This window comes from Caballeronia temeraria (assembly GCF_001544795.2).
GTDB classification, from domain to species: domain Bacteria; phylum Pseudomonadota; class Gammaproteobacteria; order Burkholderiales; family Burkholderiaceae; genus Caballeronia; species Caballeronia temeraria.
In genome coordinates, this window is record NZ_FCOI02000024.1 from 36,435 (window position 1) to 56,270 (window position 19,836).

Sequence of the window (19,836 nt, forward strand, 5' to 3'; positions counted from 1 at the left end):
GCTTATGCTAGAAGCCGGTTTTTATTCGATCGCAGAATCCATGACCCACCGACCCGCACCCACCGATATCGACATTCATCCTTTGCTCGCCGGACGATGGAGTCCGCGCGCCTATGGCGAACAGCCCGTCGCGCACACGGATGTGCTTGCGCTGCTCGAGGCCGCGCGCTGGGCGCCATCGGCGTATAACGTGCAGCCCTGGCGCTTTCTCGTGTTCCAGAAAGACGTGAACGGCGCGGCATTCGAGGACGCCTTCGCCACACTGGTTCCGTTCAACCGGGCGTGGAACCAGCACGCGCAAGTGCTGATCGCCGTGCTCGCGGACGCGCTCAACGCAAAGGGGGAGGTCAATCCGAACGCGAGCTACGATACCGGCGCCGCAGCGCTGGCGCTGCTGCTCGAGGCGCATGCGCGCGGCCTCGCCGCGCATTCGATGAGCGGCTTCGACGCGAAGGCCTTGCGGGACGCGTTCGGCATCGCGGAGCGCTACACGCCGCTCGCCGTGATCTCGGTTGCGCATCATGGCGATGTCGGCGTCTTGTCCGACACGTTGGCCGAACGGGAGCTGGCGCCGCGCAAGCGGCTGCCGGTCGTTGACATTGCGCAGTTCGGCGCGTGGAAGAACGCTGAGTGAAGCAGGTGCGTGCTGCGTCATGGCGCGAGAGCGGCATCATCCTCCGCGCCATGTTGGACAGAGACGGTCCGACGTGTCGTCTCCCGAATAGAACGACGGCTTGGGAACGCGGCCGTTGAGCGCCCAGTCTCCCCCGCTCGCGCACCTTGTAACCGAGCGGATCGTTCGGCGTATGTACGTGCAGAATGTGCCAGAAACGGTCGAGCCGCAATGCCGCCGTGGTCGAGCGGGCGCCCGTCACTTCGAACACGCGACGCGCGACGTCCAGCCCCGCGCGTACCGATGCCACCTTCGCCGCCGCACACCGGACGGTCATTCAGCGGACGAATTACAAATGATCGACCGCAATCGCGCCGATCGACTCTGCGAGCTTGAGACGGTCGCGCAATCGGTCCAGAGCCCGTCACTCGACGGCAGCGTCGCGCGCTCCCGCCGTCTGGAGCCAGTCGATGAAATCTCTCATGTGGACGGGCTTATCGGCTTCGAGCGGGACCAGCGCGTGATAGGTCGCTCCTCTCGAAGTCAGATGGGGAAAAGGCGTCTGCAGACGACCTGAAGTGCAATCGGCCTCCAGCGTGGGAAACGGCCCGATACCGAAGCCCAGGCCATCCGCGACAGCCTGCAAGGTCACGAAGAAGTGATCGAACCTGAGCGTTCGGCTGGCTCGAAGAGCGGGATGCCCCACGGCCTCCGTCCAGCTTTCCCAATCTCCTGGACGCGATTCCGTGGTGAGCCACGTTTCATTGCTCAACTCCTCGACCGACGTTATTCCAGCTCGCGCGATCAACGCCGGGCTCGCGATCACTGTGTTGCGCTCCTCGAAAAGCGGCCATGTCTGAAACTGTCCGTCCGGGGAGACTTCACGACGAATCGCCAGATCGAAGCTGCCGCGCAGCGCAGCGTCGGTCGTCAGGGTCGTCGACACCCGCACGTCCACGTCCGGGCAGCGCGCGGCGAACAACGGCAGGCGAGGAATTAGCCAGCGCATTGCGACCGTTGCCGCCGCGCTGACCCGAATCACTTTGCGGTGCTGGCTCTTGCCGTAGCGCTCGGCCGCGTCCGCAATATGGTCGAAGGCCGCGCTGATTTCACGAGCGAACGCGCGCGCATGGACGGACGCGACCATGCTCTGCCCCGCGCGCGCGAACAACGGTTGACCCAGCCAGTCTTCGAGAATGGCGATATGGCGGCTCACCGCGCCGTGCGTCAAGCTCAATTCGCGCGCAGCCGCGGAATAGCTCCCTGCTCGGGCGGCGACCTCGAACACGCGCAGCGCGTTGAGGGGAGGCATCTTCGATCGCATGTGTGAAATTACTTACCGGGTTTTGGGAAATTTTGTCGATTGTGTGAGTGGATTGCTCATCATACGCTGGGGTCATCCCAATCACGCGATCCATCAAGGAGCCCCAATGACCCGCCAAATCAGCGTCAACTCCCGGACTTATCAGTGGCCTTCTGCTCCGACGATCATCGTATGCGTCGACGGATGCGAGCAGGAGTACATCAATCAGGCGATCCTCGCGGATAAGGCGCCGTTCCTGGCCAGCCTGCAGTGGATCGGCACCGTGCTGGCGGGCGACTGCGTCGTGCCGTCGTTCACCAACCCGAACAACCTGTCGATCGTCACGGGTGCGCCGCCGTCGGTCCACGGTATCTGCGGGAATTTCTTCTTCGACAAGGAGACCCAGGCCGAAGTCTTGATGAACGACGTCCAATACCTGCGCGCGCCGACCATACTTGCCGAGATGGCGCGCGCGGGCGGCCGCGTGGCCGTCGTGACCGCGAAGGACAAGCTGCGCAGCCTGCTCGGTCATCGGCTGGAGGGCATCTGCTTTTCTGCCGAGAAGGCCGACCAGGTGACGCGCGGGCAGCACGGCATCGAGCAAGTGGTGGAGCGGGTCGGCATGCCTGTGCCGTCGGTCTACAGCGCCGAACTGTCGGAATTCGTGTTCGCGGCCGGTCTGTCGATCCTGCGGGAAGAACGCCCGGACCTGATGTACCTCTCCACTACCGATTACGTGCAGCACAAGCATGCGCCAGGCACGCCGGAGGCGAACGCCTTCTACGCGATGATGGACGGTTACCTGCAACGTCTGCACGACGAGGGCGCCGTCCTCGCGCTCACCGCCGATCACGGCATGAACGCGAAGACCGATGCGATCGGCCGGCCCAACGTGGTGTACCTGCAGGACCGTCTCGACGCGAAATTTGGTGCCCAGTGCGCGCGCGTCATTCTGCCTATTACCGATCCATACGTCGTCCATCATGGGGCGTTGGGCTCCTTCGCGACCGTCTACCTGCGTGATGGCGATGACGACGCGCGGCAACGCGAGGTGATGGCGTTCATCACGGCGATCGGCGGCGTCGAGGCGGTTTTGACGCGTGCTCAGGCGAGCGAGCGCTTCGAACTGCCGCCGGACCGGATCGGCGAACTCGTGGTGCTGGGCGAACGGCTCACGGCCATCGGCAGCGCCGCCGCCAATCACGATCTGTCCGGGCTCACCGTGCCCCTGCGCTCGCACGGCGGGCTGTCCGAGCAGAAGGTGCCGCTCATCTTCAACCGCAAGCTCGCTGGCATCGACGACACGCGGCGCCTGCGCAATTTCGACGTGATCGATCTCGCACTCAATCACCTCGCCTGATGGCGACAAACGGCTAGTGCGGCGAAAGACCGCGCGCTACACGGAGACACCCATGCCCTCAGACACGCCCGATGTCTTGCAATACTCGTCCGTCCGAAGCGCCACGACCTTCACGCAGTATCGATGGCGTGCGCTAATCGGCGTGACCTTTTGCTATCTCTTCTATTACACCGGCCGCCAGACGCTGGGTTTCGCTGTCGTCGGCATTCAGCATGATTACGGCCTGTCGAAGTACGAGCTCGGCTGGATCAGTGCGACGATGCTCTGGTGCTATGCCGGAGGACAGTTCATCAATGGCAACCTCGGCGACAAACTGGGCGGCAAGACGATGATGATTGCCGGAGCCGTCCTTTCACTCGCGGCGAACTGGCTATTCAGTTTCGGCCATACGTTCCCGTTCTTTCTGCTGGCCTGGGGACTCAACGGCTATTTCCAGTCGATGGGATTCGCGCCGGGCAGCCGCCTGCTATCCAACTGGTGGGATCACAAGCATCGCGGCTTTGTCTATGGCGTATATGTGGGCTTTTCCGGATTCTCATCCACGCTCGCCTACATTTTCCCGGTCCTTATTGTGGGCACGATGCAACTGGGCTGGGTCTGGATCTTCCGTCTCGCACCGCTGTCGATGCTGATCGGCGCAATGGTGCTCTTGTTATTCGTGTCGGAACGGCCTCGGGCGCGCGATCTGGCGGTCGCCGATCATTCGACTGAGGCCGCGCCGCCCGAAGAGCCTGCCGACGACATGACGAGCGCGCAGCGATACGCGCTTGTAATGAAGAACTGGAGGCTTTACATCACGGGCCTCGCGATCGGTTTCCAGAACGCCGCACGGTATGCGCTGGTGGTGTGGGTGCCGGTCCATTTTCTCGGCATCGACTGGAAGACCTCATCGACGCTGATTGACCCGAAGTGGATCACGGTGGCGTTGCCGGTGGGCATGGCACTCGGCTCGCTGTCGAATAGCTGGATTTCCGACGCGTTGTTTCAGGGACGCCGTTATTTGGCGATCGTCTCGTACATGATCTTGGCATGCATGACAGCGATCTTCATGATGTTCATACCGCATGGCAGCATGGTCGCGATCGCGTTTCTGTTTCTGTGCGGCTTCTTTGTCTTCGGGCCTGCGTCTTCCTTCTGGGCCCTGTGTCCCGACCTTTTCGGCCGCCGGGCCGCGGGAACGGCGACCGGCGTACTCAACACCATGTCTTACATGTTCGCTGGGGTCGGCGAACCGGTCATCGGGCGCATCATCGACGTTACAGGCCACACGTCGATCATCTTTCCGATTGTCGCGGGACTTTGCGCAGCAAGTGCGGTGCTTTCGATGCTGATCAAACGCTGATCCTGGGTAACGGCCGCCGGCTCGTTCGGCAAGCGGCCGTGTGGCGCAGAGCGAGTCGAGTAAGACATAGCGTGGTGCGCCCGAGTTCGCCGATGCAAGCCGTTGCGATTCTGCCGCAAGACGCCGCCAGCATCGGCGATCAGAGGGGCCGCTGACGTCGAATGCAACGACAGTCGGCAACGGGTCGGCGGCGCGAGGCGGCGATGCCCGCCGCTACACGTCCATCCAGCTTACATGGGCGCTCACGACGCGCCATCCCTCCGACATCTTCACCCAAGTCTGACTCTGCCGGCCGATGCGCGAATCGCCATCGCGCCGAAACTCGATGTTCGCGGTGGCGAAGGCATTGCCGTATGTGGTCACGATGCGCGAGGTCACCGTGCGCGCCAGTCCCTTGCCCGGCCGTGCAGCCCGGAACGCGCGGATCGCCTCGTAACCGTAGAGGTTTTCCGCGGCACCGTAGCGAAGCGTATGCGGCGAATCGAAAAACAGCGTGTCGAGCATCGCGACGTCGTTGGTAACGAGTGCGGTCTCGTACGCGTCGAAGGCCGCTTCGACCTCGGCCAGCACATGCGGCGTGTTGATGGCGATAGCGTCGTGGCTCATAGCGTCGGTACCCCGTTCAATGCTGGGTCGAATGCAGGCGGCGCCGGGCAAAACGCGACGTTCGCGTCTTCCAGACGCCGCGCGGCTTCGAATGCGAGATCCTCGCGCCACGGCGGCGCGATCAGTTGCACGCCGATGGGCAGGCCGCCCGGCGTGCGCATCGGCACAGCCACGACCGGCAGCCCGAGGCACGAAATCGGCTGGGTCAGCAGGCCGAGACTGGGGCGCACTGCGAGCCGTTCGCCGCCGACTTCGATGAACTCGTCGCCGATGAGCGGCGCGATGGTCGGCGTCGCGGGCGCGATGAGCACGTCGTACTGGGCGAAGAGTTCGAGCACGCGCCGCCGCAATGACGCGCGCACGCGTTGCGCCTGCACGAGCCACGCGGCCGGCAGCAGCGCGCCCGCGATCAGCCGGTCGCGCGACAACGGTTCGCGGTCGTCGTAGCGTGCGGCGAGATCGGCCATGTGCAACTGTCCGCCTTCGGCCGCGGTGATGAGAAACGCCGCACCGCGTGCCGCCTCGGCATCCGGATAGTCGACCGTGCCCGACGCGCCGAGCGCATCCGCCGCCGTGAGCGAAGCCTCGCGCGCATCATCCTGCGCGTTCCGATCGAAATAACCGGATAGCCGCGCGACGCGAAGCACGCCCGGCGATCTGTCGCGCGGCGCAAGCGCCGCTTCGAAAGGACGCTGCGCGCAGGCGGCATCGTGCGTATCGGCGAATTGCAATGCATCGTACGTGGCGGCGAGATCCTCCACGGAGCGCGCGAACGCGCCCATGTGGTCGAGGCTCGCGACGAACGGATAGACGCCGCGCCGCGACAGGCGCCCATAGGTGGGCTTCACGCCGAACACGCCGCATAGCGAGGCAGGCACGCGTACCGACCCGTTGGTATCGGTGCCGAGCGCGACGGGCACGAAGCCCGCCGCCACCGCCGCCGCGCTGCCGCCCGATGACCCGCCCGCCGTGCGCGTGAGGTCGTGCGGATTGCGGCACGGGCCAGCGTGGTGGTTTTCCGTCGTGAAGCCGTACGCGAACTCGTCCATGTTGAGCGCGCCGACGAGGATCGCGCCTTGCCGTGCAAGTTGCGCGATCAGTGGCGCATCCCGCGTGGCGGGTGCGTCGCCGGCCAGGACGCGCGAGCCCGCGAGGGTCGTCACGCCTTCGATATCGAACAGGTTTTTGGCGGCGAAGGGTACGCCTGCCAGCGGCGGCAGGCTGTCGCCGCGCGCGCGGCGTGCGTCGAGTGCATCGGCGGCGCCGACGGCGCGCGCCCGCGTGATCGCCGTGAAAGCGTTGACATGTGCATCGCAGGAATCGATGCGCGCGAGCGTGGCTTCGATCAGCTCGCGCGCGCTGAAAGCGCCATCGGCATACGCGCGTGCGATCGCCAGCACGCCGGAAGGAAACGTGTAAGCGCCGCTCATGGGTGATAGACCGGCGCGGGTTCGTCGCTTGCATCGACGTGATACGCGAGCACCGGCGCCACGATTTGCGCGATGCGCACGAACTGCGCTCTCACGCGCTCGGCTGTGTCGGCGGGTACGTCCGGGTAATGCAGCGCGAGCGCCGCATCGACGTAACGGGCGAGCACTTCATCGGAAGAAGACATGGGGTTCATGTTGATCAAAGTGTGGGAAAGAGGGCGCGCGCCCGCGCGATGAGTGCGCGGTCGCTGTTGCGCGGGCCGATGATCGACAGCGCGAGCGGGCCCGATGCGTCGCTCGCGACCGGCACGGTCACTTGCGGCAGCCCCGCCATTGCGGCGATGGCGTTCATGGTGAGCGCGTCGCGATAGAACAAGCCGACGCGTTCGGGCGTTTCGTTCATCGCGAGCAGCCCGAGCGGCGCGGTGGGCAGCACGATGAGGGCACCGGCCACGATCCGTTCGACGTGCGCGGCGAGTTGCGCACGCAGGACGCGGCAGCAGGCTACTTGCGCGTCGTCGAGCGCTTTCAGACGGGCGAAGCGCGCGGCGATATCCGCGCCGAAGCGCGGCGTGTTCGCATCGATCCATGTGCCGAGCGACGCGCGTATCGCATCGTCCTGAAGATGCTGATAGACGACCAGCCAGCGCGCCGGATCGCCATTGAAGACGTCGATTTCGTCGCTCGCTGTCGATAGCGCGCGCAGGCGGCGGGCATCGTCCGGGTCGCGGGCCGCGCGGGCATCGAACGCTTCCTTGCACATGACGAGCGACGCGGCCACCTCCACGGATGGCACGCCGTCGAGTAGCACATTGGCCACCCGCGCGAGCATCTCGCCGCTGCGCGCGAACCAGCCGACCGTATCGAAGCACGGCGCGAAGGGCAGCACGCCTTCGGTCGATACTGCGCCGTGCGTGGGACGAATGCCCCAGAGGCCGCAGAAGGCCGCGGGCACGCGGACCGAACCGCCGGTGTCGGTGCCGAGCGCGAAATCCACCTCGCCGCTCGCGACAGCGGACGCCGAACCGCTCGACGATCCGCCAGGCAAAGCGTGAGGCCAGCGCGGGTTGAGCGGCGTGCCGTAGTGCGCATTGATGCCTTCGAGGCTGTAGGCGAGTTCGTCCGTGATGGTCTTGCCGTCCACCGATGCGCCCGCTGCGAGCAGCCTTGCCACCGAAGGCGCGTGTTGCGTGGCGGGCTCATGCGTCGCATGCCAGTCCGGATTGCCGCCGCCCGTGACGATGCCGGCGACGTCGATCAGATCCTTGACGGCGAAGCGCAGACCGTCGAGCGTGCCGCGCGCCGTGGCCTCGACGCGCACGCGCGGGCCGGGCACGAATGCGCTCATCGGCCGGCTCCGTCGAGCGCCGCGGCGAACTGCAGCGAATCGGCGACGAACCCGTAGCACTTCTTCACGTTCCAGATGCTCGCCTGCGTGCAGAACTCGGGCGACGACGTCGCGCAGCAATCGGCCAGCATCACGCAGCCGTAGCCGAGGAAGTTCGCGTCGGTGAGCGTGTGCATTACGCACTGATCGGTGTTGACGCCGGCGAAGAACACGGTGCGCGTGCCGAGGTTGCGCAGGATGCTGTCGAGGGGCGTATCCCAGAAGCCGCTGATCCGGTACTTGTCCACGCGAATATCGCTTGCCTCGATCGGCAGTTCGTCGACCACCGCGGCCGCCCACGAATCCTTCTCCAGCACGCGCGCGCCATGTTCCGGCAGCGGCTCGCCGAGGCCGATGCCCGTGCCTGTCGGCTTATACAGATGGAGCTGGTTCGGCGGCATGTTGGCGAGGTCCGGCCGGTTGCCCCAGTTCACCCAGATCACCGGCACGCCGCTTCGGCGCGCGATCGGAAGCAGGCGCTGCAATGGTGCGATCGGCGCGCGATCCGCACTGAAATCGCCCCCGATGTGATCGACCCACCCGCCTTTGGTGCAGAAGTCGTTCTGCATGTCGATGACGACGAGCGCTGCTTTTTCGACGTCGAAGCGCACCTTCTGCGGCTCCGAATCGAGCAGCGCGAGGCGCGGCGCGGGCGTCGTGACGGCCATGTCGACAACCTCGGCGCTGGCGTGCCAGCAGGTCTGCGCGAACCGGCCGAGGAGGCCGCCGGGCGTTGTCTGTGTTGGCTTCGAGGGGTGGTCCATCGGGTTCTCCGAAAGCGTTGGGGCGTGGGCGGATGGAGCTGGCGGGGCCGGTGCCGTCGCGTTCGCGATGCGTGCATCGGCTCGCCATGAGCAGGATGTTCTTCAGTGGACCGGGTGTGCATTGGCATCGAAGTTGCAATGCAGATTTCAGTCATGAATAACCTACTTACCGAAAGTCAACGCAAAAGGAGTGCCAGTGATGTTCAGTTTCGAAGAAGCTTCGCGCGACTCAGCGCGCCGCCGTTTCGTCGTCCGCGTCTCGGCCCTGGTTGCGCTGCTGGCGCCGGCCGTGTTCATCGCGCCCGCCTTCATGGCGACGGGCGCCCAGGCAGCCGACGACACGATGCGCGTCGGCGTGCTGATTCCCGGCTCCAAGACCGACAAGGGCTGGATGGAGTCGGGCTACGACGGCGTGAGCGCCGCGCAGAAAGAGTTCGGGCCGAAGCTCAAGACGCAGATCATCGAGAATATCAACTATGCGGACATGGAGCAGGCGCTCACGAACCTCGCTACGAAGAACCAGCTCGTGATCGGGATCGGCGGACAGACGCAGGCCGCGGTGCTCAAGATCGCCAAGCGCTTTCCGAATGTGAAATTCTCGATCGTCGGCGGCAACAAGGGCGAGTCGATGCCGCCCAACGTGGCGGGCTACGACGTCAAGCAGGCGGAGATCGCGTTCGTTGCGGGCGCGGCCGCCGCGATGCTCTCGAAGAGCGGCGCGGTGAGTTACGTGGGCGGCATGGAAATTCCGTCCATCGTGAACGCGGGCAAGGAGTTCGGCAACGGCGCCCGCTATATCAATCCAAAGGTCAAGTACTTCGAAAGCTACACCGGCGATTTCGACAACGTCGCCAAGGCGCGTGAGGCGACTGCCGCAGCCATCGCGCAGGGCGCCGACATCCACTATCACATCCTCAATCTCGGCTTGCGCGGGATGGAGCAGGCAGCCAAGGAGAAGGGCACGCACATCATCGGAAGCTACACGGACCGTTGCGGCAGCGATCCGCTTTACGTTGCCTACAGCATCACGGGCGTGGGATATCAGGCTCAGTATGCGATCGAACAACTGGCCAAGAATCAGTGGCAACCGGGCTACAAGGCATTCGGCCTCGCCATGGGACCGAAGGCGTCGGGCCTCGTCATCTGCAAGTCCACGCCGGCAATGGACGCGAAGATCAAGCAGATCGAAGACGACATCCTGAGCGGGAAGATCAAGGTGTCCGAAGGATGAGCACGCTACCGTCACCTTCGGCTGGCGGCGACGTCGAACCGATCCTGTCGCTGAGCGGCATCGGCAAGCGCTTCGGTGCGTTCGTCGCGCTCGATGACGTGTCGCTCGATCTCGCGCCCGGCGACGTGCATTGTCTGCTCGGCGAAAATGGCGCGGGCAAGTCGACGCTGTGCAACGTGATCTTCGGCGTGCATCAGCCGGATTCGGGCGCGATGAAGGTGAACGGCGCGCCGTATCGTCCGCGCAATCCGCGTGAGGCGCTGGCGCGGGGCATCGCGATGGTGCATCAGCACTTCAGTCTCGTCGACGACGCCAGCGTGCTCGACAACCTGCTGCTCGGGCGGGCGCGCGGCTGGTTGAATCGGCAGCGTGAAGCCGGCCGCGTGCGCGACGTGCTGACGAGCGTCGGCCTCGAGCTACCGCTCGATGCGAAGGTGGCGGACCTTTCGGTGGGCGAGCGCCAGCGCGTGGAGATCGTGAAATGCCTGTTGCGCGATCCGCGCCTGCTGCTGCTCGACGAGCCGACCGCCGTGTTGCTGCCCGCCGAGATCGACGCCCTGCTGGACACCTGCGAGCGTGTGGCGAGGCGCGGCTGCGCAGTGGTGCTGGTCACGCACAAGCTGCGCGAAATCAGCCGTATCGCCACGCAGGCGACGGTGCTGCAATCGGGGCGCGTGGTGGCGCGTTCGGCATCGCCCGCGCGCGAGATCGACCGGCTCGTGCACGCGATGATCCATCGCGAAGATAGCGATGCGCCCGACGCCCCCGACGACCTCGCCGCACGTCTGTCGCTGGTTCGCGCAAGCTCGCCTTACTCGCGGCCGTTGCAGGACGAAGTGCTGCAGATCGACGCGCTCTCGGCGACGGATGCCGACGGCGTGAAGCGCCTGTCGGACTGCACGCTCGTCGTGAATCGCGGCGAAATCGTCGGCATCGCGGGCGTGGAGGGCAATGGGCAGAGCGAACTCGGCGCGGTGCTCGCGGGCATGCTCGGCGCGTCAGCGGGGCGCTTCTTCATCGCGGGCCGGGACATGACGCAGGCGAGCCCGCGCGAACTGACGGCGGCCGGCGTGGGTATCGTGCCGGAAGACCGTCATGCGGTCGGTTGCGTAACTGGCATGAGCCTCGCGGACAACCTGTTGCTCAATCATCTCGACCGCTATACGAAAGGTGGATTCCTGAAGCGCCGCGCGATGCGCGCCGCCGCGCTGGAACTGATGCAGCGCTTCGACGTGCGCGCGAGCGGACCGGACGCGCTGTTCGGCGGTCTGTCCGGCGGCAATCAGCAGAAAGCGGTGCTCGCGCGAGAACTGACGCTCGATCCGCTGCTGTTCTTGCTGGCCGCACAGCCGACGCGCGGTCTCGATGTCGGCGCGGTCGCGGCGGTGTATTCGCATATCCGCGCGGCGCGGGACCGCGGCGTGGGCGTGCTGTTGATTTCGTCCGAACTCGACGAACTGATGAGCGTCGCCGACCGCATCGTGGTGCTGTATCGCGGCCGCATCATGGGCGCCTGCGCGCCCGATGCGAGCAATCGCGGACGCATCGGCGCATGGATGGCAGGCGCGGGAGAGGAAGCATGAATCCGCAGATGAAGTTGCAATCGCCACTGAGTTCGCCGCGGTCTTCGCTCATGGATGTTCGCTCGCCTCAGTGGCGCGTGGCTTGCGTGATCGCCGCCGCCGTTGCCGTCGCAATGTTCGCCGCGCTTGCGTTGATCGCGCTGATGCATGTGTCGGTGAAGGAGGCGATCGACGCCTTCGCCGACGGCGCGTGGGGCTCGCCGTATGCCATCGGTGCATCGCTTAACCGCAGCATCGCGTTCGCGCTGGTCGGCACGGGCTTCGTGATCGCGAATCGCGCGAAGCTCACCAATGTCGGCGGCGAAGGGCAGCTTGCGATCGGCGGCATCGTCGCCACGGCGATGAGCCTCTACGGCGGCTGCGCGCATTTGCCGTTCGGCCTGTCGTTCGTCGTGCCGATGCTGTGCGCAGCCTGCGCAGGCGCGCTTTGGGGCGGCGTGCCCGGTGTGCTGAAGGCGAAGGCGGGCACCAACGAAGTGATCAGCACGCTGCTGCTGTCGTTCATCGCGGTGTGGCTGCTGTATTGGTGCGTGCAGAGCGAAGCATTGCTTCGACAGCCAATGAACAACGCCGCCACGCTGCCCGAATCGCTTGAAATCCCCGATGTGACGAAACTCCCGGCGATCTTCGCCGCGAGCGGCATGAATCTCAACATCGGCCTGCCGGTGACGATCGTGCTCGCCATTGCCGCCGCGATCCTGCTCACCCGCACGCGCTTCGGGCTGTCGCTGCGCGCGGCGGGGCTGAACGCTATCGCGGCCCGGCGCGCGGGTCTGCCCATCACGTCGTCGCTAGTCGGTGCGCTCGCGCTCGCGGGCGCGTTCAGCGGCCTCGCCGGCGCATTGATGCTGCAAGGCGACCAGTACTCGCTCAAGGCCGGTTTCTCGTCCGGCTACGGCTTCGACGGACTCGTCGTCGGCCTGCTCGCGCGCGGCTCGGTCGCAGGCGTGTTTGCGGCCGCTTTACTGTTCGGCTTTCTGCGCTCGGGCGGCATCAACATGGAAATGGTCGCGCAAGTGCCTTCGGCGCTCGTGCTGATCGTGCAGGGCATCGTCACCATCGCGCTGGCGGGCGGCGCGATGTGGCTCGACAAGGGAGGCGCACGCCGATGAACCTCGATCTCCTGGCAGTATTCGCGGGCGCATCCATCCGGCTTGCCGCGCCGATGATGCTGGCCTCGACCGGCGAACTCGTCAGCGAACGCGCGGGCGTGCTCAACATGAGCGTCGAAGGCATGATGCTGACGGGTGCGTTCCTCGGCGCGACCTTCTCGTGGCTCACGGGCAATCCGGCTGTCGGACTGCTATGCGGGCTGCTTGGCGTGATTCCGCTCGCGTTGTTGCAGGCGTTTCTGAGCGTGACTTTGCGCGCGAATCAGATCGTGACGGGCATCGGCATCAATATTCTCGCGCTGGGCGGGACCACACTCGCGTATCGGGAAATTTTCGGCGAACGTTCCAGCGCGACGATTCCGGGCCTCGCGCACTGGTCGCCGCCGGTGCTCGGCAAGCTGCCGCTGATCGGCGAGGCCGTGTTCGGCCAGGTTTGGCTGTTCTACGCGGGACTGGCGGTGTTGATCGCGACATCGGTCGTCATGCGGCGCACGGCGCTTGGCGTCGCGCTGCATGCGACCGGGGTCGCGCCGCGCGCAGTGGATCAATCAGGATTGCCCGTTGCGCGCATCCGGTATGGCGCGGTGGTGTTCTCGGGCGTGATGTCGGCGGCGGCGGGATGCTTCATCTCCATCGGCGATATTCACACCTTCACCGAGGGCATGACCAACGGAACGGGTTATTTGGCGATTGCGGCGATCATCTTCGGCAACTGGAAGATCGGACGCACCGCGCTCGCGTGCCTGCTGTTCGGCGCGGCGACCGCGATGCAATTTCAATTGCCGATGTTCGGTCTGCATGTGCCGACTGCATTGCTCATCATGTTGCCCTATCTGCTTGCGCTGATCGCGGTGGCGGGACTGATCGGACGACAGACCGCACCGCCCGCGCTCACGCAGCCCTTTACGCGCTGATGGCGGTAACATTGATGCCCGACACGCTCGTTTCACCGCGCTCAACCCGTCGACTCAATTTATGCCTAGCACGACTGTAACCGCCACGAAGCAAGAACCCACGCGCCGTCAGCAACTGGCCGGGAGAACCCGTGAGCGAATCTTCAGGATTGCGCTGAAGGAATTCGCGGACAAGGGCTTCAGCGGCGCGCGCGTCGAAGGCATCGCGAGCCGTGCGAAAGTGAATATCCGCATGATCTATCACTACTTCGGCGGCAAGGAGGCGCTTTACGTCGAGGTGCTGGAGCATGTGCTGGCGCGCCTGCGCGAAGCCGAACTTGCTGTCGCGCTCGATGTGGAAAAGGTCGATCCGGCAGTCGGCATCGTGCAACTCTACGACTTCACTGAAAGCCATTTCTCGGCGCATCCCGAACTTCTGTGCCTGCTTTCGTGGGAGAACCTGAATCGCGCGCGCTACATGAAACGCTCGAAAGTGATTCCGGTCATGTCGTCGCCGGTGCTCGATAAACTGCGCAGGCTCATCGAGCGGGGAGAGACGGCAGGCACGCTGCGCGAGGGCATCGATCCGCTGCATCTTTACGTGACGCTCGTGAGCCTCGCATACTTTCACAAGTCGAATGCCTACACGCTTTCGCACATGTTCGGCACACCGATGCTCACGCCGTCGTGGCAGGCCGCGCACAGGAAACAGGCGCACGCGCTGGTGCGCAGCTTTCTTGTCGACGAAGCTGTGGTGAAGGACGCATTTGCCTGACGCCGGAGTGCTTCCATTGCAGACGACGCTATCGGCGACGTCGCGGACGAAGCATACTTCGTGCGTCACGACCGGCGCCCCTTTGCGCAGGCATCGTGGCGGACGGTGTGCGCGAGCCCGGTTGAGTCAAAGGCTGTCGGCGTCGGCGCCACGCGCGTCGAATCCTGCCGCCTCGCGCAGCGTGTGCAGCATCGCCCGGGCGCCTGGTGAGAGTTTGTCGCCACGCCGGGTGACGATACCCGCCGGTCCGAGCTTCAGGTCAAGTTCGAACGGTAGCGCTTCGAGCGTGCCGGCAATGCAATACGGCCGCACCGGCTCGCACGCAAGTGGCGCGATCATGTCGCTCATTTGCAGCAGGCTCGTGATAACAGGCAGCGACGAACTCTCGACTACATCGGTCGGCAACGCCAGCTGTCGTTCGAGAAAGCGTTGCGTGAGGCGATTGCGCATCACGTTCCCTTTCGGCGGCAGGATCCATGTCTGCGGCGCGAGTTCGTCCCAGCTCAGCGTCCTGCGCCCGAAGAGCGGATGGCCAACTCGTGCAAACAGCGCGTGCTGTGCCTCTGCGAGCGGAACGTAATGTAGTTCCACCAGATCGTCCGGGTTCCAGACTCTCGCGACGATCATATCCAGCTTGCCTTCCTGCAGACGCCGCACGAGCACCTCGCTGAATTCCATCTCGACGTTGACGCGAATCTGCGGAAAGCGCTTCTTGAGCAACGCCACCGCTCGCGGCACCAGGTTGGTGGCCGCCGTGACTTCAGTGCCGATGATTGCCTGCCCGGTCAGGCCGGCCTTGAGCGCGGACACTTCGTCGTACGCGTGCTGCAACTCGGCCAGCACGCCGCGCGCATGGCGGATCAACACCTCGCCGTACCACGTGGGCTCGACACCGCGCGGATGCCGTTCGAACAATTGCACGCCCATCGTCTCTTCCAGTTCTCGCAGCAGCTTAGTCGCGCCGGGCTGCGTCATGTGCGCCGCCTCGGCTGCATGCAATACCGAGCGGTGAACGTCGAGTTGAACGATCAGCGCCAATTGACGCATCTTCAGGCGTGCCGGGTCGAAGCGGCCCGCTGGGTCTTTGTTCGCGTGAACGCCTTCTGTCATGTTGTCATCTCCACGTATTCCAAATCGATATAGATTCCGAGTTATTTTTCATTATTAAAGTATATCGGCCGATCCTACTATGGAGACGACCTCCTGCACTCAGGGGGCAAATCCCGATCTTGAGCACCGCGACCGGTTGGTTACCACTGCGCGCGCAGCCGTACAGGAGACTAGGAAACAATGAACACCCGCACCGCAGACATCCCGCCGGAAGGCATCACCACCGACGAATTCCTTGGCCGCGTCGCTAAAGTACGAAGCGCAGTCGATAGCGCCGGATTGGTCGGTCTGCTTGCTTTCGGAGATTGCTGGCGTGGCGCGAACATCGGTTATTTCACCGAGTTTCGTCCGCTCGACGGCGTATCGGACATTGCCAACGCAATCCTTCTGCTGCCCGTCGATGGCGACCCCGTGCTGTTCGTGTCGGATCAATGCTTCGATTACGCGACGAGCGTGACCGCCTTCGAAGTGCGCAGCCTGCGCGAAGTCACGCAACATGTGCAGACGTTTTCGGCGCGACATGGCAAAGGCACGGTCGGTCTTGCCGGCGCCGCCTACATTCCGGCGGATCTGCTGAAGCGCCTGAACGCCGGTCTTGGCGCGTTGGAGCTCGCACCGACAATGGTGCTGGCCGAAATCAAGGCGGTAAAAAGCGACGCCGAAGTGGCTCTGATGCGCAAGGCCGCCGCGCTGACCGATTCGGCGATGGCCGCCATTCGCGACGCGCTCGCCGACGGCCGTCCCTACACCGAGCGGGAACTCGCTCTGATCGCCGACCGCGCGATGCTTGCAGGCGGCGCGGACCGGACCGCATTCGATTCGATGGTGCAGTCCGGTCCGCGCTCGGCGTATAACCTCGCGCGCCCCTCGGACCGCATCCTGCAACCGGGCGACCTGATCATGACCGACATCGGCGCGCGTTATCGCGGATACGTGGCCGATGGCGGACGCGGCTTCACCTACGGTCAGGCAGCGCCCGAGAAGATGGCGATCGTGGCGGCAGCGGCGCGCGCGGTCGAAGCGGGGCTTGCCGCGGCGCGTCCCGGCATGGCGGCGATGGAACTGAATGCAGTGATCCAGCAGGCGCTGGTGGAATCGAACTACGAGCAATACTCGAGCGAAGCGCGCGGCCATGGGACCGGTCACGGCACCGGCATGGACCCGGAAGAGGAAGCGCCGTGGATCGGGCCGGGAAACAGGACCGTCCTGCAGGAAAATATGGTGTTCACGCTGAAGGCGACGATCACGGTGCCGAACGTCGGCGGCCTGCGCACCGAACGTATCGTCCGGTTGACCTCGGGCGGTGTCGAAACGCTTGACCAGTTTCCGATGGAACTGCACTGGTGAGCGCAATGAGTCTATCGTAAAGCGGCGGCGGACCCGCACCGCCAGCTCGCAGCAGTTCAAAACAGAGAATCTCGTAGAAGGGAGGAGACATGAATACATCGCCCGTTTCAGCCGGCGACGCGCCGGTTATCAGCCGCGCGGCCGTCAACCGCGTGCTGGTCGCTTCGGTGGTCGGGACCGCCATCGAGTGGTACGACTTTTTTCTCTATGCGACGGCGTCGGCACTCGTCTTCGCGAGGCTGTTCTTCCCTTCGTTCGATCCCGTGGTAGGCACGATCGCGGCGTTCGGCAGTTTTGCGGTCGGCTATGTCGCGCGGCCTTTCGGCGCGGTGTTTTTCGGGCACTTCGGCGACCGTATCGGACGCAAGGCGACGCTCGTCGCGACGCTCACGATCATGGGGGTTAGCACCTTCGTGATCGGGCTGCTGCCGACTTACGCATCGATCGGCGTCTGGGCGCCGGTCCTGCTGGTGGCGATGCGCTTCCTGCAAGGGCTCGGCGTGGGCGGTGAATGGGGTGGCGCGGTGCTGATGGTGGTCGAAACGGCGCCGGCCAAAAAGCGAGGGTTCTTCGGCGCGTTTCCGCAACTGGGCGTGCCGCTCGGGTTGATGCTCTCGACCGCCGTGTTCAAGACTGTGTCGAGTCTCCCCTCGGATGCGTTCTATTCCTGGGGATGGCGCGTGCCGTTCCTGCTAAGCGTCGCGCTGATCGCGATCGGCCTGTTTATCCGTTTGCGCGTGATGGAATCGCCGGTGTTCGAAGAGATCAAAGCGAGCAAGCGCGTCGTCAAGGCACCGCTGATCGAATTGCTGCGCCGGCATCCGAAAGACCTCGTGCTCACCATTGGCACGCGCTTCGCGGTCGACATCACCTTCAACGTGATCAACGTGTTCGTGCTGGTATATGGCACCACGCGGCTCGGCCTGTCGCGCGGGCTGTTGCTGAACGCGATCATTCTCGGCTGCGCGTTTGCGCTTGTCACGCTCCCGTTGTTCGGCAAGCTGTCGGATGCGATCGGACGCCGGACGGTCTTCATGCTCGGTGCTGTGTTCGTGGCGATCTACGGATTCGCGTTCTTTCCGCTGCTCGAAACACGCAATCCGACCTTGATCTTCGTGGCGTACGTCTGCGGCATCGCGTTGAGCCAGGCATCGGTGTACGGTGTGCAATCAACGTGGTTTGCCGAGCTGTTCGGTACGCGGGTCCGCTACACGGGCGCGTCGCTGCCGTATCAGGTTGCGGGCATCATCACATCGGGGCCGACGCCATTGATTGCGACGTATCTGTTCGCCACGTATGGCCAGACGCTGCCGATTTCGATGTATATCGCGGCAACGGCGCTGCTGAGCCTCGTGTGCGCATTCTTCCTCGCGGAAACCTTCAAGCGGGACCTGTCCGCGGAGCTGGAAGACGACGCATCCGCAGCGCTCGATACGCATCCGGCCGGGCACGCTCCGCAGTCTCTGTCGCGCTGAGCGCCAAGTCAGTCCGGCGCGGCATCGTGTATGACCCCGCCGCTTGCGCGACGGCGCAATGCGGCCGCTGACACGCTGTTCAGCGCCTCGAACGAGTCGTTGATTGCGACGTCACCAAGGTCAGCCGTCCGGCGGGCGGCTGACGTGAAACGCGGACGGCCTCGATTTCCGGATCGCGTCGCGAATCTTCTTCGCCATGTCGAACGACGTCTGGATGGACCCGCCACGCGCCATCGCGATGCGACGCAAGCGCCGCACGGGACCTATCAGCGCGGCGTAATTGGACTGCAAGCTCTGGCTGTCCCAGCTTGACGCAGATCGCCGAACTGATGCGCGCAGAGCGATGCATGCCGAAACCGCCTGCTCACTGGTCGCATGTGGCACGAGACGGCGCGTTCGCCGCTGCGCGGACCGATTGCGGTCAGCGGCGCGACGCGGTGGACGTGGGCGGCGAGGCGAACGAACCAAACTCTGATCTACCGACCGCGTGCCGAATGCGCTCACTTCGTCGAATTCGCCGCGAAAAAGTCGTCGTACCGGCGCAGCAAATGACCATCACCCGTCGGACTGCCGAAACATCGAATGGATCGTGTCGCGCAACCACGACACGCCCGGGTCGCTCGTGAATTGCGTGTGCGTGTGCACCTGGATTTCGATGGGTGGCAGGGCGAACGGCAGCGGCAGGATGCGGAAGGCCTTATTGCGATTAAAGCGCCGCGCAATGCTTTTGGGGAAGATGACGGCGAGGTCCGTGTTTGTGACGATTTCTGGCGCCACGACAAAATGCGGTAGTCGAACCACGACCTCACGCTTAAGATTAAGCTCGTCGAGCCATTGCTCGACCATGCGATGGCCGGTCGCATTGGTGCTCGCGTAGACGTACCGCAAGGCGGCCAGGTCTTCGCGGGTTGGCCGTGACTTACCTAACGGATGATTTGCGCGCACCACACAGACATGCTCGTCGACGAACAGTGTCTCGCTCACGCATCCCGCGTCGAGACCCGGCACATACCCGAGCGCAAGATCGATTTCCCCTGAGCGCATGGCGGCGCTTACGGATTCCACCGGAACATTGACTGCTTCAATCCGGATGCCGCGCGCCTCGCGGTCTAGGAGCGCTACTAGCGGCGGCAGAAAGAAAAACTCCGACATGTCCGACATCGAAATGCGGAACACGCGCCGGGCGGTTGCGGGGTCGAACTTGGCGAGTTGCTGGACCGCCTCATTGATGATGGACAGCGCCTGCGCGAGCGGAGGATACAGCCGGTGCGCGGCATCGGTCGGCACCATGCCGGCGGGCGTGCGCACGAAGAGCGGATCATCGAAGATCGTGCGCAAACGCCTTAGCGCATGACTGACCGCGGGCTGGGTCAGTTCCAGACGGTCGCCGGCAGCGGTCATGCTGCGCAGATCCCAGATAGCAAGGAACACGCGCAGCAGATTCAGATCGGCGATACCGGAGTTGAGCTTCGTCATACACGGTTGACTCACGAACGAGCGCTGGT

At 64.5% G+C, this 19,836-nt stretch carries 18 protein-coding genes and 1 pseudogene; 10 read left to right on the plus strand and 9 right to left on the minus strand.

The window, feature by feature from the left end:
* Nucleotides 1-40: 40 nt before the first annotated feature.
* A complete protein-coding gene (locus AWB76_RS27475) occupies nt 41-634 on the plus strand; it encodes a nitroreductase family protein (RefSeq protein WP_061163346.1) in 594 nt (197 codons plus the stop codon).
* A 36-nt stretch (nt 635-670) separates the two neighbouring features.
* On the opposite strand, the pseudogene AWB76_RS42345 reads toward AWB76_RS27475, so the two are convergent.
* Nucleotides 671-938 (minus strand): annotated as a pseudogene (locus tag AWB76_RS42345) (hypothetical protein); the annotation flags it as partial.
* 99 nt (nt 939-1,037) lie between these two features.
* Complete coding sequence (locus AWB76_RS27480; protein ID WP_061163284.1) at nt 1,038-1,937, minus strand: LysR substrate-binding domain-containing protein; 900 nt, start codon at nt 1,935-1,937, stop codon at nt 1,038-1,040.
* A 106-nt stretch (nt 1,938-2,043) separates the two neighbouring features.
* Between AWB76_RS27480 and phnA the strand changes: the two genes are divergently transcribed.
* On the plus strand, nt 2,044-3,276 hold the full coding sequence (gene phnA, locus AWB76_RS27485; protein ID WP_061163285.1) for a phosphonoacetate hydrolase: 1,233 nt from the start codon (nt 2,044-2,046) through the stop codon (nt 3,274-3,276).
* 52 nt (nt 3,277-3,328) lie between these two features.
* Nucleotides 3,329-4,618 (plus strand): MFS transporter, encoded by a 1,290-nt coding sequence (locus AWB76_RS27490; RefSeq protein WP_082864551.1) that lies wholly within the window; start codon nt 3,329-3,331, stop codon nt 4,616-4,618.
* 213 nt (nt 4,619-4,831) lie between these two features.
* On the opposite strand, the gene hpxZ is transcribed toward AWB76_RS27490, so the two are convergent.
* Genes hpxZ through AWB76_RS27515 form a run of 5 tightly spaced genes read right to left on the minus strand, consistent with a single transcriptional unit; the run spans nt 4,832 to nt 8,805 of the window.
* On the minus strand, nt 4,832-5,224 hold the full coding sequence (gene hpxZ, locus AWB76_RS27495; RefSeq protein ID WP_061163286.1) for an oxalurate catabolism protein HpxZ: 393 nt from the start codon (nt 5,222-5,224) through the stop codon (nt 4,832-4,834).
* Nucleotides 5,221-6,654: an AtzE family amidohydrolase gene (locus AWB76_RS27500; protein WP_061163287.1), complete on the minus strand. Its 1,434-nt coding sequence runs from the start codon at nt 6,652-6,654 to the stop codon at nt 5,221-5,223. Before AWB76_RS27500 ends, hpxZ begins: the two co-directional genes overlap by 4 nt.
* The gene (locus AWB76_RS27505; RefSeq protein ID WP_061163348.1) at nt 6,651-6,839 is read right to left on the minus strand and encodes an AtzG-like protein; all 189 of its coding nucleotides are present in this window, start codon (nt 6,837-6,839) and stop codon (nt 6,651-6,653) included. Before AWB76_RS27505 ends, AWB76_RS27500 begins: the two co-directional genes overlap by 4 nt.
* A gap of 14 nt (nt 6,840-6,853) precedes the next feature.
* Nucleotides 6,854-8,002 (minus strand): amidase, encoded by a 1,149-nt coding sequence (locus tag AWB76_RS27510; RefSeq protein WP_061163288.1) that lies wholly within the window; start codon nt 8,000-8,002, stop codon nt 6,854-6,856.
* A complete protein-coding gene (locus AWB76_RS27515) occupies nt 7,999-8,805 on the minus strand; it encodes a cysteine hydrolase family protein (RefSeq protein ID WP_061163289.1) in 807 nt (268 codons plus the stop codon). The genes AWB76_RS27510 and AWB76_RS27515 overlap by 4 nt, the downstream gene beginning before the upstream one ends.
* Nucleotides 8,806-9,004: 199 nt before the next feature.
* On the opposite strand from AWB76_RS27515, the gene AWB76_RS27520 reads away from it, so the two are divergent.
* The 5 genes from AWB76_RS27520 to AWB76_RS27540 all read left to right on the plus strand — a co-directional run bounded on the left by AWB76_RS27520 (nt 9,005) and on the right by AWB76_RS27540 (nt 14,399).
* A complete protein-coding gene (locus tag AWB76_RS27520; RefSeq protein ID WP_374729954.1) occupies nt 9,005-10,036 on the plus strand; it encodes a BMP family protein in 1,032 nt (343 codons plus the stop codon).
* Nucleotides 10,033-11,619, plus strand: a complete 1,587-nt coding sequence (locus AWB76_RS27525) for an ABC transporter ATP-binding protein (RefSeq protein ID WP_061163291.1) — start codon at nt 10,033-10,035, stop codon at nt 11,617-11,619. Before AWB76_RS27520 ends, AWB76_RS27525 begins: the two co-directional genes overlap by 4 nt.
* Nucleotides 11,616-12,731, plus strand: a complete 1,116-nt coding sequence (locus AWB76_RS27530) for an ABC transporter permease (RefSeq protein WP_061163292.1) — start codon at nt 11,616-11,618, stop codon at nt 12,729-12,731. The genes AWB76_RS27525 and AWB76_RS27530 overlap by 4 nt, the downstream gene beginning before the upstream one ends.
* Entirely contained in the window at nt 12,728-13,645 is a 918-nt protein-coding gene (locus AWB76_RS27535) for an ABC transporter permease (RefSeq protein WP_061163293.1), read from the plus strand. Before AWB76_RS27530 ends, AWB76_RS27535 begins: the two co-directional genes overlap by 4 nt.
* A gap of 61 nt (nt 13,646-13,706) precedes the next feature.
* On the plus strand, nt 13,707-14,399 hold the full coding sequence (locus tag AWB76_RS27540; RefSeq protein ID WP_061163294.1) for a TetR/AcrR family transcriptional regulator: 693 nt from the start codon (nt 13,707-13,709) through the stop codon (nt 14,397-14,399).
* Between the two features lie 126 nt (nt 14,400-14,525).
* Here AWB76_RS27540 and AWB76_RS27545 read toward each other — a convergent pair whose 3' ends face one another.
* On the minus strand, nt 14,526-15,509 hold the full coding sequence (locus tag AWB76_RS27545) for a LysR substrate-binding domain-containing protein (protein ID WP_061163295.1): 984 nt from the start codon (nt 15,507-15,509) through the stop codon (nt 14,526-14,528).
* A gap of 180 nt (nt 15,510-15,689) precedes the next feature.
* Between AWB76_RS27545 and AWB76_RS27550 the strand changes: the two genes are divergently transcribed.
* Both AWB76_RS27550 and AWB76_RS27555 read left to right on the plus strand, forming a co-directional pair.
* Nucleotides 15,690-16,856, plus strand: coding sequence for a M24 family metallopeptidase (locus tag AWB76_RS27550; protein WP_061163296.1), 1,167 nt, complete (start codon nt 15,690-15,692; stop codon nt 16,854-16,856).
* A gap of 89 nt (nt 16,857-16,945) precedes the next feature.
* The gene (locus AWB76_RS27555; RefSeq protein ID WP_061163297.1) at nt 16,946-18,331 is read left to right on the plus strand and encodes an MFS transporter; all 1,386 of its coding nucleotides are present in this window, start codon (nt 16,946-16,948) and stop codon (nt 18,329-18,331) included.
* Nucleotides 18,332-18,886: 555 nt separating this feature from the next.
* Here AWB76_RS27555 and AWB76_RS27560 read toward each other — a convergent pair.
* A complete protein-coding gene (locus AWB76_RS27560) occupies nt 18,887-19,807 on the minus strand; it encodes a LysR family transcriptional regulator (protein ID WP_061163349.1) in 921 nt (306 codons plus the stop codon).
* Between the last annotated feature and the right edge of the window lie 29 nt (nt 19,808-19,836).

Excerpts from the sequence above, each read along its gene's own strand:
- AWB76_RS27475 (WP_061163346.1), top strand. The coding sequence starts at position 41 with ATGACCCACCGACCCGCACCCACCGATATCGACATTCATCCTTTGCTC.
- AWB76_RS27480 (WP_061163284.1), bottom strand. The coding sequence starts at position 1,937 with ATGCGATCGAAGATGCCTCCCCTCAACGCGCTGCGCGTGTTCGAGGTC.
- phnA (WP_061163285.1), top strand. The coding sequence starts at position 2,044 with ATGACCCGCCAAATCAGCGTCAACTCCCGGACTTATCAGTGGCCTTCT.
- AWB76_RS27490 (WP_082864551.1), top strand. The coding sequence starts at position 3,329 with ATGCCCTCAGACACGCCCGATGTCTTGCAATACTCGTCCGTCCGAAGC.
- hpxZ (WP_061163286.1), bottom strand. The coding sequence starts at position 5,224 with ATGAGCCACGACGCTATCGCCATCAACACGCCGCATGTGCTGGCCGAG.
- AWB76_RS27500 (WP_061163287.1), bottom strand. The coding sequence starts at position 6,654 with ATGAGCGGCGCTTACACGTTTCCTTCCGGCGTGCTGGCGATCGCACGC.
- AWB76_RS27505 (WP_061163348.1), bottom strand. The coding sequence starts at position 6,839 with ATGTCTTCTTCCGATGAAGTGCTCGCCCGTTACGTCGATGCGGCGCTC.
- AWB76_RS27510 (WP_061163288.1), bottom strand. The coding sequence starts at position 8,002 with ATGAGCGCATTCGTGCCCGGCCCGCGCGTGCGCGTCGAGGCCACGGCG.
- AWB76_RS27515 (WP_061163289.1), bottom strand. The coding sequence starts at position 8,805 with ATGGACCACCCCTCGAAGCCAACACAGACAACGCCCGGCGGCCTCCTC.
- AWB76_RS27520 (WP_374729954.1), top strand. The coding sequence starts at position 9,005 with ATGTTCAGTTTCGAAGAAGCTTCGCGCGACTCAGCGCGCCGCCGTTTC.
- AWB76_RS27525 (WP_061163291.1), top strand. The coding sequence starts at position 10,033 with ATGAGCACGCTACCGTCACCTTCGGCTGGCGGCGACGTCGAACCGATC.
- AWB76_RS27530 (WP_061163292.1), top strand. The coding sequence starts at position 11,616 with ATGAATCCGCAGATGAAGTTGCAATCGCCACTGAGTTCGCCGCGGTCT.
- AWB76_RS27535 (WP_061163293.1), top strand. The coding sequence starts at position 12,728 with ATGAACCTCGATCTCCTGGCAGTATTCGCGGGCGCATCCATCCGGCTT.
- AWB76_RS27540 (WP_061163294.1), top strand. The coding sequence starts at position 13,707 with ATGCCTAGCACGACTGTAACCGCCACGAAGCAAGAACCCACGCGCCGT.
- AWB76_RS27545 (WP_061163295.1), bottom strand. The coding sequence starts at position 15,509 with ATGACAGAAGGCGTTCACGCGAACAAAGACCCAGCGGGCCGCTTCGAC.
- AWB76_RS27550 (WP_061163296.1), top strand. The coding sequence starts at position 15,690 with ATGAACACCCGCACCGCAGACATCCCGCCGGAAGGCATCACCACCGAC.
- AWB76_RS27555 (WP_061163297.1), top strand. The coding sequence starts at position 16,946 with ATGAATACATCGCCCGTTTCAGCCGGCGACGCGCCGGTTATCAGCCGC.
- AWB76_RS27560 (WP_061163349.1), bottom strand. The coding sequence starts at position 19,807 with ATGACGAAGCTCAACTCCGGTATCGCCGATCTGAATCTGCTGCGCGTG.